Below are 12,655 nucleotides of genomic sequence, written 5' to 3' on the forward strand. Positions count from 1 at the left end.
TGACGGTAGGGGCAGGAACGGTACTTCGGCAACCGGATTGACTAACCCGTGGGCTGCGGAAGGCCGATGGGATTGGGGAAGGGGACGACGTCCGCCGCCAGGATGTGCCGCACCGGACGCTCCAGCGCCGCAAGGAGCGTGTCCGCGTCCCGCGCGGCGAGCGGGCGCAGCAGGCGTGCCGACAGGCGGTCCGTGTCGTCCTCGATCAACTCCCGCTCCGTGCGGCCGCGCTCGGTGATGTGCCCGTCACCGTCCACCAGGCCACGCCCGCGCAGCCGGTCCACCGCGTGCGCCCAGTCCTGCTCGCTCCACCCGCGGTCGTGCCGGATGGTGTCCGGGTCCACGCGGCCCGTGGCGGCGGCGAGCACCAGCGCCTCGCAGGCGTCGAGGCCGTGGTCGGCGAGTGCGGCCACGTGCGCGTCGCCCCTGAACTCCCGGACGCAGGTGACCAGTTGCCACAGCCGCTGCACCGGGTCGGTCCGTTCGCTCACGTCACGGTTCGCCGTGAACAGCGGGCGGGCGAGCGAGGGGGCGTCGTCGACCATCGCGGTGAGGGGCGGACAGAGGGCGATGGCCTGGTCGTCGATGCCCGGCACCAGGGCGCGCAGGGCCCGCGCCGTGTACGCCGCGCGCTCCTCCACGATCCGGCCCGGCGACACGTACTGCCAGGCGGAGGGGAGGGCCCGCTCCACCATGCCGGGGGCGAAGACACCGAGCGCCGCTGTCGCGGGGCCCGACTCGACCGGGCCCATGGGAGCGGTGCGGGCCGCGAAGTAGCCCATCCAGAATCCCTTGAGGCCCAGCGCCCTGCCCAGATCGCGGCAGTGCTCCTCGAAGTAGATCACTGCGTGCAGGGGCTCGGTCCGCAGCCAGAGCGTGCGGGATCTGGTAAGGGTCATGAACCCACAAACTAGGCCAGCACGGGAACCCGCGCCACCCGCCCGACCGCACCGGACTCGGCACGTGCCTCGTCGTAGCGCTGCACGAGCAGCCGCGCCAACCCCGCCGAAGGGCCGAGCACTTGGGCCGTGACGTCCGCTTCGGCCGCGCCCCGCGCGATGCGGTCCGGCAGGAAACCGGGCGCGATGACGTACGGCGCCACCGCCACCCGTCCCACACCCAGGTCCCGCAGCTCCCGCACGGCGTCCTCCGTGCGGGGCAGAGATGCGGAGGCGAACGCAGGCCGCACGGCGCACCAACCGGTGTGCCGCCACTCCCGCGCGATTTCAGCGATCACTGCGATCGCCTCCGGGTCCGATGACCCCGCCGAGGCCAGCACGACCCCGGTCGAGGACTTGTCGGCGGGCGTGAGGCCCGCCTCGTACAACCGCTGGTCCAGAGCGGTCAGGAGCAGTGGTGAGGGGCCGAGCACCGCCGCCTGCCGGATGCGCAGGCGGGGCGGGGCCTGGCTCAGGACCGCGGGGATGTCCGACTTCGCGTGGAACGCCCGCGTGAGGAGCAGAGGGAGAGCGATCACGTCGCGTACCCCCTCGGCGTCCAGGGACTCCAGGACCTCGGGGACCGAGGGCGAGTTGAAGTCGAGGAAGCCCGTCTCCACCCGCAGCCCCGGCCGCTGCTCCCGCACCCGGCGCACCAGGGCGCGCACCGTCGCGGCATGCCGCGGATCGCGGCTGCCGTGGGCGATGACGAACAGGACGGGACGGCCGTACATGGTGGGTCAGCTCCTCACGAGAAGTCCGCGGCTGCGCAGGACGCGCCGCTCGAGCGGGCTGAAGATCAGCAGGTCGATGGCGATGCCGACGATCAGGATGAGCAGGATCGCGAAGAACACCTGCGACATGCTGCTGTTCGTGCGGCCCGCCTCCAGGAGCTGGCCGAGGCCCATGCCCAGGTCGGGCGACTGCGCGATGATCTCCGCGGCCATGAGCGAGCGCCACGAGAACGCCCAGCCCTGCTTCAGCCCCGCGAGGTAGCCGGGCAGCGCCGCCGGCATGACGATGTGCCAGGTGTGGCGCAGGCCCGTCGCACCCAGGGTGCGGCCCGCCCGCAGGAAGAGCGGCGGCACCTGGTCGACGCCCGCGACCAGGCCGTTGGCGATCGAGGGGACCGCGCCGAGCAGGATCACCGCGTACATCATCTGGTCGTTGAGCCCCAGCCAGATGACGGCGGGCGGCACCCACGCCACCGAGGGCAGCGACTGCAGACCGGACAGGATGGGGCCGATCGCGGCCCTGACGAACCGCACCCGGGCCACGATCAGACCGAGCGGCGTGCCGATCACCAGCGCCATCAGGAAGCCGAGCAGACCGCGCGACACGGACGTCCAGATGTACTCCAGGAGCGTGCCCTGCAGCCAGGCCTCCTCCACCTCGTCCCAGACGGCGGACGGCGCGGGCAGCTTGTAGGAGTCGGTGACCTTCGCCCACACCAGGACCTGCCACACCACGAGGACCAGCACGATGGCGGTCACCGGGGGCAGGATCTTCTGGACTAGGGTCTGGCGGAAGGGCGTACGCCGGGTCTGGACCGCGTCCAGGGCGTCGAGGCCCGCCTCCAGACCGGCCAGGTCCTGGCTGCTGTCCCTCTCGGCCTTGTCGACCGGAGTGTCAGTGCTGGCCATGTCGGCGGATCTCCCCACGCAGTTGTTCGGTGATCTCGACGGACAGTTCCGCCACGGCGGAGTCCTCGATGCGGCGCGGGTGGGGGATGTCCACCCGCCACTCGTGCGCCACCCGGCCCGGACGCGACGAGAGGAGCACGACGCGCTCGGCGAGGCGGACCGCCTCGCGCACGTTGTGCGTGACGAACAGGACGGAGACGTTCGTCTCGCGCCAGATGCGGGTCAGCTCGTCGTGCAGGACGTCACGCGTGATCGCGTCGAGCGCCGCGAACGGCTCGTCCATCAGCAGGATCTTGCTGTCCTGCGCGAGCGCGCGGGCCAGGGCAACGCGCTGGCGCATGCCGCCGGACAGCTCGTGCACCCGCTTGCCGTACGCCCCTTGGAGCCGTACGAGGCCGAGGAGCTCCTCGGCGCGCTCGCGCCGCTCCGCCTTCGCGACGCCGCGCAGCTTCAGGGCGAGCTCGATGTTCTTGCCCGCGGTCAGCCACGGGAACAGCGCGTGCTCCTGGAACATCAGGGCGGGGCGGCCGTCGGTGGCGATGTCGCCAGCCGACGGCTTGTCGAGCCCCGCCACCAGATTGAGCAGCGTCGACTTGCCGCAGCCCGAGGCTCCCAGGAGGGTGACGAACTCGCCGGGAGCGACATCGAGCGTGATGTCATCCAGGACGAGCTGCTGCCCGGCGGGCGTGGCGAAGGACTTCGAGACATGCTCGATCCGGGCAGCGTGCGGGGCGGCCGTGATGTCTTCCGCCGCCTTGGCGAGGGTGGTCGTCGCCATGGTCGTCACCTCCTGGGAACTGGTCTGAGTCCGGGGTTACTTGACGCCGAGGCCGGCGTCGTCGACAGCGGGCCTGCCCTCGGCCTTGAGGACCTTGTTCAGCGGCTTCAGGTCGTAGATGCCCTTGAGGTTCGGCTTCTCCAGGAGGCCCGCCTTCACGGCGTGCTTGGCCTCCGAGTCGAGGGTGCGGGCCAGGGGGTCGTCCGTGGTCTGGATGGACTTCCACGCCGGGTCGATGACCTCGGCGGGCAGCGCCTTGCCCGACGCCTCCTTGAGGGCGGCGTTGGCGGAGGCCTTCGCCTTGTCGGGGTTGTCCTTGATCCACTGGTTGGTCTTCACCGAACCGCGCAGGACCGCCTCGACGACCTTCGGGTGCTCCTTGAGGAACGACTGCGACACGATGATGTTCGTGATCACGAACTTCTTGTCCGGCCACAGGTCGGCCTCGTCGAGGATCACCTTGCCGCCGTCGGCGACCAGCTTCGACGCGGTCGGCTCCGGCACCCAGGCGCCGTCGATGGAGCCGGACTTGTAGGCGTCCGGGGTGATCTTGTTGTCCGAGCGGACCACCGAGACGTCGCCCTTGCCGCTCTCCGCGTCGACCTTCCAGCCCTTCTCGGCGATCCAGTTGAGGAAGGCCACGTCCTGGGTGTTGCCGAGCTGCGGCGTCGCGATCTTCTTGCCCTTGACGTCGTCGAGGGACTTGATCTTCTTGGGGTTGACCACCAGCTTCACTCCACCGGACGCCGAGCCGCCGATGATGCGCAGGTTCTTGCCCTGGGACTTGGTGTAGCCGTTGATCGCGGGCGACGGGCCGATCCAGCCGATGTCGATGGACTTCGAGTTCAGCGCCTCGATCTCCGAGGGGCCCGCGTTGAACTGCGTGTACTTCGCCTTCGTCGCGCCCAGTTCCTTCTGGAACAGGCCCTCCTGGTCACCGACGAGCGCCGTGGCGTGCGTGAGGTTCGGGAAGTACCCGATCTTCACCTCGTCCAAGCCCTCGATCTTCTTCGCACCGGCGGCCACCTTGGCCTTGTCGTCCTCCTTGTCGGCGGAGGATCCGTAGCCGCAGGAGGTGAGCACCACGGCGAACAGCGGCAGGGCGGCCACGGCGGCCAGGGCGCGGCGGCGGCCGGTGGTGCGTGGTGTGCGGAAGCTGGCAGGCACGGGAGGTGGTCCTCTCGTTGGCCCGGCTCTCACGCCCTCAGGGCGCGGCCGGGAGATCGGCAGGTTTTCGTCTTCGCAGGTCGAACTCGCGGGGGGTGTGGGCGCGCAAGCGGTGCGCGTACGTCATCACGCACATCGCCCCACCCCGCCCTGACCGCTGCCGAGGGCGCCGCTGCCGACGCGGCCGCCCTCCTTCGCGAAGGTCGAGAAGTAGTCGATCGAGGTCATGGTCAGAAGTCCCAGCCCTCTTCGTCCGCGACCGGCGCGGCCTCTTCGGCCGGCTCGGAGACGGTGGCGAACGCGTCGCCCGCCATGCCCGCGGCGAGCGTCGTGCCGTCCGCCGGGTCGATCAGGAGGAACGAACCCGTGCGGCGCGACGCGGCGTACGAGTCGACCGCGATCGGCTCTGCGGTGCGGATGACGACGCGGCCGATGTCGTTGGCGACCAGCTGTCCGGGGTCCGGGTGCTGGGAGAGGTCGTCCAGGGTGAGCCGCGAGGGGATCTCCTTGACGATCGCCTTGACCGTGCGGGTGGTGTGCTTGAGCAGCACCCGCTGGCCGACGGCCAGGGCGGTGTCCGCGACATGGCAGACCGTCGCCGTGAGGTCCTGCGAGATCGGCGGCTGGTCACCGCTCGGCACGATCAGGTCGCCGCGCGCGATGTCGATGTCGCTCTCCAGGAGCAGCGTCACGGACTGCGGCGTCCAGGCGACGTCCACCGGCTCGCCCAGGAGGTCGATCCCGGCGATCTTCGACGTCTTGCCCGAGGGAAGCACGGTCACGGACTCGCCGACCCGGAAGGTGCCCGCCGCGATCTGTCCCGCGTAGCCCCGGTAGTCGGGGTGCTCGGCGGTCTGCGGGCGGATCACGTACTGGACGGGCAGGCGCGCGTGGCAGGAGGTCAGGTCGTGGCTGACCGGGACCGTCTCCAAGTGTTCCAGGACCGTGGGGCCGCCGTACCAGTCCATGTTGGAGGACGGCTCCACCACGTTGTCGCCCGCGAGGGCCGAGATCGGGATCGCGGTGATCTCCGGGACGCCCAACTCACTGGCGTACGCGGTGAATTCCTCGGCGATCTTCGCGAAGACGGTCTCCTCGTACGCGACGAGGTCCATCTTGTTCACGGCGAGCACCACGTGCGGGACGCGCAGGAGCGCGGCCACGGCGGCGTGCCTGCGGGTCTGCTCGATGACGCCGTTGCGGGCGTCGACCAGGACCACGGCGAGGTCGGCGGTGGAGGCGCCGGTGACCATGTTCCGGGTGTACTGCACGTGGCCCGGGGTGTCGGCGAGGATGAACCGGCGCTGCGGGGTCGCGAAGTAGCGGTAGGCCACGTCGATGGTGATGCCCTGCTCGCGCTCGGCCCGCAGACCGTCGGTGAGCAGCGCGAGGTCGGGCGCCTCCTGGCCGCGGCCCAGCGAGACGCGCTCCACGGCTTCGAGCTGGTCGGTGAGGACCGACTTGGAGTCGTGCAGGAGCCGCCCCACCAGGGTGGACTTGCCGTCGTCGACGGACCCCGCGGTGGCGAACCGCAGCAGGGTGGTGGCCGACAGCTGCTCGGTGGAGAGCGGCTGCGCCTTGTCGGGTTCGGTGGTGCTGGTCATGTTTAGAAGTACCCCTCGCGCTTGCGGTCTTCCATCGCGGCCTCGGACATCTTGTCGTCGGCGCGGGTGGCGCCGCGCTCGGTCAGACGGGAGGCGGCGATCTCGGTGATGACGGCGTCCAGCGTGGTGGCGTCGGAGTCGACGGCACCGGTGCAGGACATGTCGCCGACCGTGCGGTAGCGGACGAGCCGCTTCTGAGTCGTCTCCTCATCCTTGGGGCCGCCCCACTCGCCGGCGGTCAGCCACATGCCCGAGCGCTGGAACACGTCCCGCTCGTGCGCGAAGTAGATCTCGGGGAGCTCGATGCCCTCGCGGGCGATGTACTGCCAGACGTCCAGCTCGGTCCAGTTGGAGATCGGGAAGACGCGGACGTGCTCGCCGGGAGCGTGGCGGCCGTTGTACAGCTGCCACAGCTCGGGGCGCTGGCGGCGCGGGTCCCACTGCGAGAACTCGTCCCGCAGGGAGAAGACGCGCTCCTTGGCGCGGGCCTTCTCCTCGTCGCGGCGACCCCCGCCGAACACGGCGTCGAACTTCTCGCTCTGGATCTTCTCGGTGAGCGGGACGGTCTGGAGCGGGTTGCGCGTGCCGTCGGGCCGCTCGCGCAGCTTGCCCGCGTCGATGTAGTCCTGCACGGAGGCGACGTGCAGCCGAAGCCCGTGCTCGGCGACGACGCGGTCGCGGTATTCAAGGACCTCGGGGAAGTTGTGCCCGGTGTCCACGTGCAGGAGGGAGAAGGGAATCGCCGCGGGGGCGAAGGCCTTCAGCGCCAGGTGCAGCATGAGGATCGAGTCCTTGCCGCCGGAGAAGAGAATCACCGGCCGCTCGAACTCGCCCGCCACCTCGCGGAAGATGTGCACCGCCTCGGACTCAAGGGCGTCCAGGTGGGACAGCGCGTACGGGCTGTCCGTCCCCTCGGTCACGGTGGCCACAGTGGTCGTCATGCCAGACCCCTCTCGATGAGCAGCGCGCGCAAGGCCGCCGCGGACTCCTGCACGGTCTGGTCCTGGGACTCGATGCGCAGATCGGGTGACTCGGGTGCCTCGTAGGGGTCGTCGACGCCCGTGAGTCCGGAGATCTCGCCGGCCGCCTGCTTGGCGTACAGACCCTTCACGTCGCGTACGGAGCAGACCTCCACCGGCGTGGCCACGTGGACCTCCAGGTAGGGCGTGCCGCCCGTCTGGTGGCGCTTGCGCACCGCCTCACGGCTGTCCGCGAACGGCGCGATCACCGGCACCAGGACCTTCACGCCGTTGCGCGCGAGCAGTTCGGCGACGAAGCCGATGCGCTGCACGTTCGTGTGCCGGTCCTCGCGGCTGAAGCCGAGGCCCGCCGAGAGGAACTCGCGGATCTCGTCGCCATCGAGCACCTCGACCCGGTGGCCGTCCTCGCCGAGCCTGTCGGCGAGTTCGTAGGCGATCGTGGTCTTGCCCGCGCTGGGCAGACCCGTGAGCCAGATGGTGGCTCCGGTGGTCACGTGCTTCTCCGATACGTGTCGGGGCTCCGCTGTCTGAGGCCCTGTCAGCTCTGTCATCAATGGATCCCGCACTCGGTCTTGGCATTGCCCGACCAGCGTCCGGCGCGTGCGTCCTCGCCCTCCAGGAGACGGCGGGTGCAGGGCGCGCAGCCCACGGAGCCGTAACCATCCATGAGGAGGGGGTTGGTGAGGACGCCATGCTCCAAGACGTAGGCATCCACATCGTCCTGCGTCCAGCGAGCGATCGGGGAGACCTTGACCTTCTGGCGCTTCTCGTCCCAGCCGACGACCGGGGTGTCGGCCCGGGTAGGGGACTCGTCGCGGCGCAGGCCCGTCGCCCACGCGGCGTACGAAGTCAGGCCCTCCTCAAGGGGCTTGACCTTCCGCATGGCGCAGCACAGGTCGGGGTTCCGGTCGTGCAGCTTCGCGCCGAACTCGGCGTCCTGCTCGGCGACCGTCTGCCGCGGCGTGAGCGTGATGACGTTGACGTCCATCACGGCGGCGACGGCGTCACGGGTGCCGATGGTCTCGGGGAAGTGGTAGCCGGTGTCGAGGAACACGACGTCCACGCCGGGGCGGGCCCGCGAGGCGAGGTGGGCGACGACGGCGTCCTCCATGGAGGAGGTCACGCAGAAGCGCTCGCCGAACGTGTCGACGGCCCACTGCAGGATCTCCAGCGCGGACGCGTCCTCCAGATCCCGCCCGGCCTGCTCGGCGAGAGCCTTCAACTCGTCGTTCGTACGCTGCTCTTGGGTCTGAACGGCTCTCATATCTCTTCCCCTCCACCGCTGCTGCGCTGAACTCCCTGGGCGAGGAGCCCGAGGAACTTCAACTGGAAGGCTCGATTGCACGCGGCGCATTCCCATGCGCCGTGACCGGTCTCGTTCGGGCGCAGGTCCTCGTCACCGCAGTAGGGGCAGTAGAAAGGGGCGGCACGTTCGCTCACTTCAGTGCCTCCTCGCTCGCACGGGCCACCCAGGTGGCGAAGCGCTCGTCGTCCGCGCGCTCCTCCTGGAAGCGCGTGAGGACCCGCTCGACGTAGTCGGGCAGTTCGGCCGAAGTGACCTTCAGGCCGCGGACCTTGCGGCCGAACCCGGCCTCGAGGCCGAGCGCGCCGCCCAGGTGCACCTGGAAGCCCTCGACCTGGTTGCCTTCGTCGTCCAGGACGAGCTGGCCCTTGAGGCCGATGTCGGCAACCTGGATGCGGGCGCAGGCGTTCGGGCAGCCGTTGATGTTGATGGTGATCGGGTGGTCGAACTCCGGGATGCGGCGCTCCAGTTCGTCGATGAGCGAGGCGCCGCGCGCCTTCGTCTCGACGATCGCCAGCTTGCAGAACTCGATGCCGGTGCAGGCCATGGTGCCGCGCCGGAAGGGGGAGGGAGTGACCCGCAGATCGAGGGCTTCGAGCCCGGCGACGAGGGACTCGACCTGCGCCTCTTCGACGTCGAGCACGATCATCTTCTGCTCGGCGGTGGTGCGGAGGCGGCCCGAGCCGTGGGCGGCGGCGACGTCGGCGATCTTCGTGAGCGTCGTGCCGTCCACGCGGCCGACGCGGGGGGCGAAGCCGACGTAGAAGCGGCCGTCGTTCTGCTTGTGCACGCCGAGGTGGTCGCGCCAGGTGCCGGTGGGCTGCTCGGGCGCGGGCCCGTCGACGAGCTTCCGCTTGAGGTACTCGTCCTGAAGGATCTGCCGGAACTTCTCCGGGCCCCAGTCGGCGACGAGGAACTTCAAGCGGGCGCGGGTGCGAAGGCGGCGGTAGCCGTAGTCGCGGAAGATGCCGATGACACCGCCGTACACGTCCGGGACCTCGTCCAGCGGCACCCAGGCACCGAGCCGCACGCCCAGCTTCGGGTTGGTGGAGAGGCCGCCGCCGACCCAGAGGTCGAAGCCGGGGCCGTGCTCGGGGTGGTTGACACCGACGAACGCGATGTCGTTGATCTCGTGCGCGACGTCGAGCTGGGGCGACCCGGAGATCGCCGTCTTGAACTTGCGCGGCAGGTTCGAGAACTCGGGGTTGCCGATGAAGCGGCGCTGGATCTCGTCGATGGCGGGGGAGCCGTCGATGATCTCGTTCTCGGCGACACCGGCGACGGGCGAGCCGAGGATGACGCGGGGCGTGTCACCGCAGGCCTCGGTCGTGGAGAGCCCCACGGCTTCGAGCCGCTCCCAGATCTCGGGAACGTCCTCGATGCGGATCCAGTGGTACTGCACGTTCTGCCGGTCGGTGAGGTCGGCGGTCCCGCGCGCGAACTCCTGCGAGATCTCGCCGATGACGCGCAGCTGCTCGGTGGTGAGGCGTCCGCCGTCGATCCGCACCCGCAGCATGAAGTACTCGTCGTCCAGCTCTTCCGGCTCAAGGATCGCGGTCTTGCCGCCGTCGATGCCCTGCCGGCGCTGGGTGTAGAGCCCCCACCAGCGCATACGCCCACGAAGATCGTTCGGGTCGATGGAGTCGAACCCGCGCTTGGAGTAGATCGTCTCAATGCGTGTCCGCACATTGAGACCGTCGTCGTCCTTCTTGAACTGTTCGTTCCCATTGAGCGGCGTGAAGTGGCCAACGGCCCACTGGCCCTCACCACGGTGACGGCTCGCCTTGCGCCGGGGCGCGGCAGTCGTGGGTTTTTCAGGGGTGGCAGCCATGGCTATACGTCCTTCAAGGCGGGCTGAGGGCGGCTCTGACCTGCACACTTCGCGCTAAGGGCGCGGCGGTGCGCAGATAAGTGGTCAAGCAGAGAGAGTCGTCGGCGCTGGTGCTGTCAGCTCGCCGGACACATGGCGCTGGACATGCGGCAGAGATCGACGTGACGCCGACTCACCAAGGCAATTCCAGTGCGATCCATGACGGAAGCGTGTCACGGGACTTTCGGCCCAGTCCACCATTATCCAGAATGTGGACTGAGTGGTCTCGCGATGCGAGACGGTGTGGTGCCGGTCACTCCTCAGAGGCCCGGGATGGCGCCCCGAAGGGGCGCGGGGAACCGCGCGACCAGCCACGACGGATTCGCAGCCCAGAACGCATCCCCCGCGCGGAGCGCTACGCGCCGGGCCAAGGCCCCGGAGTGGCAACATCCGCCTCCTGCGAGACCTCCGTGTCGAAGAGCTTGAAGCCGCGCCGCAGGTAATTGTCCATGGCGTGCTCGCCGTCCTTGGAGCAGGTGTGCAGCCACACCCGCTTGGTCGGGGTGAGCTCGGGCCAGCGCTCGGCCAGGTCCCAGGCCCGCCGCACCCCGTACGAGAGCAGATGCCCGCCGATCCGCCGCCCCCGGAAAGCGGGAATGAGCCCGAAATACACGATCTCGACGACACCGCCCTCCTGCGCCGCCAGCTCCACGTACCCGGCGGGAGTCCCCTTGTCGTACGCGACCCAGGTCTCGACGCCCGGCTTCCCGAGCTCCTCCTGCCACTGGGCGTAAGAGAGGGAGAGCCGGTCCGTCCATCGGATGTCGCCGCCGACGGAGGCGTAGAGGAAGCGGCTGAACTCGGGGGAGGGGACCTCGGCCCGGACGATCCGTACGTCGTCGCCTTCGGGGGCGGCGGCAGGCAGCAGATCGGTGGGAGCGGTCTGCTCCAGGGACCAGGTGGTGACAGTGAGGCTCATGCAGGTCAGAGAACCATGGGGCGGGGGTGAGGGCCAAGGCGGGCCTGCCTCGACGCCGTCCCGGGGCGGCGGTACGACTGCCGGTGGTCAGCCGCACTCAAGGCTCCGGCACCCTCCGTGCCTCGCGGACCGCGGGTGCCGTCGAATGCGGCAGTAGGTTCGCGGGGTGCTCGGGCAGGATCACGTCCACGTCCACGTCCTCGGGGAAGCGGTAGGGGCGGTGGGCCAGGAGGTCGCCCAGATAGCGGCGGACCCGGGAGAGTTCGGCGCGGACCGTCACCGTGCGCGCCGGGTCGCCGAACATGTCCTCGGCGAGGCCGGAGGCGCTGCGGCCCCTGGGGTGGGTGGACAGGAGATAGAGCAACTCCGCGTGCCGCGGGCTCAGTTCATGCGTCCAGCCGCCCGCGCCACCGCCCTCGACGGTGACCGACCAGCGGCGCGGCCCGCTCACGTCAAGGACCACGCGGGTCGGGGTCAGCGGCTGCGGCTCCTCCTCGACACGCAGCAGCCAGCCGCCTGGCAGCGGCTCCACCGCGCAGGTGCCGAGCGAGGGCAGCCACATGTGCCCCGCGGCCGGCTGCTTGGGCAGGGCGAGCCGGTCGGTGTGCGGAATTCCCGTGACCGCCGCAGTCCAGCCGTGCGAGTCCACCGCGACGGCGCGCCCCTCCAGGCGGGCGAGGACCGGCGCCGCCACCGAGCGCAGCCGGTCCAGCGCCGTCAGATGGCTCTCGCGCAGCCGGGCCTCGGCGAGCTTCGCCACCGTGTCGACCAGGGCGAGCATCGCCGGATGCATCGTGTTCAGCGGACCGCTGATGTCCACCACGCCGAGCAGGCGGCCGTCACGGGGATCGGTGATGGGCGCGCCCGTACACGTCCACGCGTGATGCGTCTCCACGAAGTGCTCGGCGGAGAACACCTGCACGGGCCGGCGCACGACGAGCGGTGTCCCTATGCCGTTCGTGCCGACGACGCTCTCGGCCCAGTCAGCGCCCAGCTCGAAGCCGAGCGAGTCCGCCTTGCGCAGCACCGTGGCGTTGCCCTCGCGCCACAGCACCCGGCCCTCCGCGTCGCAGACGACCATGATGTGGTGCGCGGCGTCCGCCACCGAGACGAGCGCGTCCCGCAGCACCGGCATGATCTCCGTCAGGGGCGAGGCGCGGCGCCGCTCCTCCAGCTCCTCGAAGCTGAGCAGCCGGGAGCGGAAGTCGTGGTCCGGATCCACCCCGTCGAGCAGCATGCGCTCCCAGGACTCCTCGATCACCGGACGCGGAAGCACGGGCGGCTGTTGTCCGGTGAGCGCCGCGTGGCGGACCCCCGCGAGCAGTCGCGCGGCCCGCGCGGAGTCCATGGTGGAGATCTTCGCGAGGCTGATCGTCGAAGTCGCGTTCATCACCGGTCCTTCCCGAGCGGGGCCTGTGCGCCGGGGCATCCACCCATCGTGCCCCCTCGGCGC

14 protein-coding genes are annotated in these 12,655 nt (G+C 70.2%); all 14 read right to left on the reverse strand.

Going from position 1 to position 12,655, the window contains the following annotated elements; genetic code table 11:
- Nucleotides 1–41: 41 nt before the first annotated feature.
- Complete coding sequence (locus ABZ833_RS32925; protein WP_361054353.1) at nucleotides 42–899, reverse strand: hypothetical protein; 858 nt, start codon at nucleotides 897–899, stop codon at nucleotides 42–44.
- 11 nt (nucleotides 900–910) lie between these two features.
- Nucleotides 911–1,672, reverse strand: coding sequence for a sirohydrochlorin chelatase (locus tag ABZ833_RS32930; protein WP_361054356.1), 762 nt, complete (start codon nucleotides 1,670–1,672; stop codon nucleotides 911–913).
- A gap of 6 nt (nucleotides 1,673–1,678) precedes the next feature.
- Nucleotides 1,679–2,581, reverse strand: a complete 903-nt coding sequence (locus ABZ833_RS32935) for an ABC transporter permease (RefSeq protein WP_361054359.1) — start codon at nucleotides 2,579–2,581, stop codon at nucleotides 1,679–1,681.
- Entirely contained in the window at nucleotides 2,568–3,359 is a 792-nt protein-coding gene (locus tag ABZ833_RS32940) for an ABC transporter ATP-binding protein (protein WP_249587029.1), read from the reverse strand. Before ABZ833_RS32940 ends, ABZ833_RS32935 begins: the two co-directional genes overlap by 14 nt.
- 36 nt (nucleotides 3,360–3,395) lie before the next feature.
- The gene (locus tag ABZ833_RS32945; RefSeq protein ID WP_361054362.1) at nucleotides 3,396–4,526 is read right to left on the reverse strand and encodes an aliphatic sulfonate ABC transporter substrate-binding protein; all 1,131 of its coding nucleotides are present in this window, start codon (nucleotides 4,524–4,526) and stop codon (nucleotides 3,396–3,398) included.
- A gap of 230 nt (nucleotides 4,527–4,756) precedes the next feature.
- Nucleotides 4,757–6,130: a GTP-binding protein gene (locus tag ABZ833_RS32950; protein ID WP_361054365.1), complete on the reverse strand. Its 1,374-nt coding sequence runs from the start codon at nucleotides 6,128–6,130 to the stop codon at nucleotides 4,757–4,759.
- Nucleotides 6,131–6,132: 2 nt separating this feature from the next.
- Nucleotides 6,133–7,071 carry a sulfate adenylyltransferase subunit CysD gene (gene cysD / locus ABZ833_RS32955; RefSeq protein ID WP_361054368.1) on the reverse strand — a complete coding sequence of 313 codons (939 nt, stop codon included), beginning with the start codon at nucleotides 7,069–7,071 and terminating at the stop codon, nucleotides 6,133–6,135.
- Nucleotides 7,068–7,661: an adenylyl-sulfate kinase gene (cysC, locus tag ABZ833_RS32960; protein ID WP_361054371.1), complete on the reverse strand. Its 594-nt coding sequence runs from the start codon at nucleotides 7,659–7,661 to the stop codon at nucleotides 7,068–7,070. Before cysC ends, cysD begins: the two co-directional genes overlap by 4 nt.
- Nucleotides 7,661–8,374: a phosphoadenylyl-sulfate reductase gene (locus ABZ833_RS32965; RefSeq protein WP_361054374.1), complete on the reverse strand. Its 714-nt coding sequence runs from the start codon at nucleotides 8,372–8,374 to the stop codon at nucleotides 7,661–7,663. Before ABZ833_RS32965 ends, cysC begins: the two co-directional genes overlap by 1 nt.
- The gene (locus ABZ833_RS32970; RefSeq protein ID WP_249587023.1) at nucleotides 8,371–8,550 is read right to left on the reverse strand and encodes a hypothetical protein; all 180 of its coding nucleotides are present in this window, start codon (nucleotides 8,548–8,550) and stop codon (nucleotides 8,371–8,373) included. The genes ABZ833_RS32965 and ABZ833_RS32970 overlap by 4 nt, the downstream gene beginning before the upstream one ends.
- A complete protein-coding gene (locus tag ABZ833_RS32975; RefSeq protein WP_361054379.1) occupies nucleotides 8,547–10,244 on the reverse strand; it encodes a nitrite/sulfite reductase in 1,698 nt (565 codons plus the stop codon). Before ABZ833_RS32975 ends, ABZ833_RS32970 begins: the two co-directional genes overlap by 4 nt.
- A gap of 116 nt (nucleotides 10,245–10,360) precedes the next feature.
- On the reverse strand, nucleotides 10,361–10,444 hold the full coding sequence (locus ABZ833_RS32980; protein WP_323178717.1) for a putative leader peptide: 84 nt from the start codon (nucleotides 10,442–10,444) through the stop codon (nucleotides 10,361–10,363).
- A gap of 194 nt (nucleotides 10,445–10,638) precedes the next feature.
- On the reverse strand, nucleotides 10,639–11,202 hold the full coding sequence (locus ABZ833_RS32985; RefSeq protein WP_361054382.1) for a GNAT family N-acetyltransferase: 564 nt from the start codon (nucleotides 11,200–11,202) through the stop codon (nucleotides 10,639–10,641).
- 97 nt (nucleotides 11,203–11,299) lie between these two features.
- Nucleotides 11,300–12,592: a GAF domain-containing protein gene (locus ABZ833_RS32990; protein WP_361054385.1), complete on the reverse strand. Its 1,293-nt coding sequence runs from the start codon at nucleotides 12,590–12,592 to the stop codon at nucleotides 11,300–11,302.
- Nucleotides 12,593–12,655 lie beyond the last annotated feature (63 nt).

Origin of the sequence: Streptomyces sp. NPDC047525 (genome assembly GCF_040643025.1) — a bacterium.
Classification (GTDB): domain Bacteria; phylum Actinomycetota; class Actinomycetes; order Streptomycetales; family Streptomycetaceae; genus Streptomyces; species Streptomyces durmitorensis.

What these genes read in the sequence shown, in the direction of transcription:
- ABZ833_RS32925 (WP_361054353.1), bottom strand. Translation starts at nt 899, where the DNA reads ATGACCCTTACCAGATCCCGCACGCTCTGGCTGCGGACCGAGCCCCTG.
- ABZ833_RS32930 (WP_361054356.1), bottom strand. Translation starts at nt 1,672, where the DNA reads ATGTACGGCCGTCCCGTCCTGTTCGTCATCGCCCACGGCAGCCGCGAT.
- ABZ833_RS32935 (WP_361054359.1), bottom strand. Translation starts at nt 2,581, where the DNA reads ATGGCCAGCACTGACACTCCGGTCGACAAGGCCGAGAGGGACAGCAGC.
- ABZ833_RS32940 (WP_249587029.1), bottom strand. Translation starts at nt 3,359, where the DNA reads ATGGCGACGACCACCCTCGCCAAGGCGGCGGAAGACATCACGGCCGCC.
- ABZ833_RS32950 (WP_361054365.1), bottom strand. Translation starts at nt 6,130, where the DNA reads ATGACCAGCACCACCGAACCCGACAAGGCGCAGCCGCTCTCCACCGAG.
- cysD (WP_361054368.1), bottom strand. Translation starts at nt 7,071, where the DNA reads ATGACGACCACTGTGGCCACCGTGACCGAGGGGACGGACAGCCCGTAC.
- cysC (WP_361054371.1), bottom strand. Translation starts at nt 7,661, where the DNA reads ATGACAGAGCTGACAGGGCCTCAGACAGCGGAGCCCCGACACGTATCG.
- ABZ833_RS32965 (WP_361054374.1), bottom strand. Translation starts at nt 8,374, where the DNA reads ATGAGAGCCGTTCAGACCCAAGAGCAGCGTACGAACGACGAGTTGAAG.
- ABZ833_RS32975 (WP_361054379.1), bottom strand. Translation starts at nt 10,244, where the DNA reads ATGGCTGCCACCCCTGAAAAACCCACGACTGCCGCGCCCCGGCGCAAG.
- ABZ833_RS32980 (WP_323178717.1), bottom strand. Translation starts at nt 10,444, where the DNA reads ATGGATCGCACTGGAATTGCCTTGGTGAGTCGGCGTCACGTCGATCTC.
- ABZ833_RS32985 (WP_361054382.1), bottom strand. Translation starts at nt 11,202, where the DNA reads ATGAGCCTCACTGTCACCACCTGGTCCCTGGAGCAGACCGCTCCCACC.
- ABZ833_RS32990 (WP_361054385.1), bottom strand. Translation starts at nt 12,592, where the DNA reads ATGAACGCGACTTCGACGATCAGCCTCGCGAAGATCTCCACCATGGAC.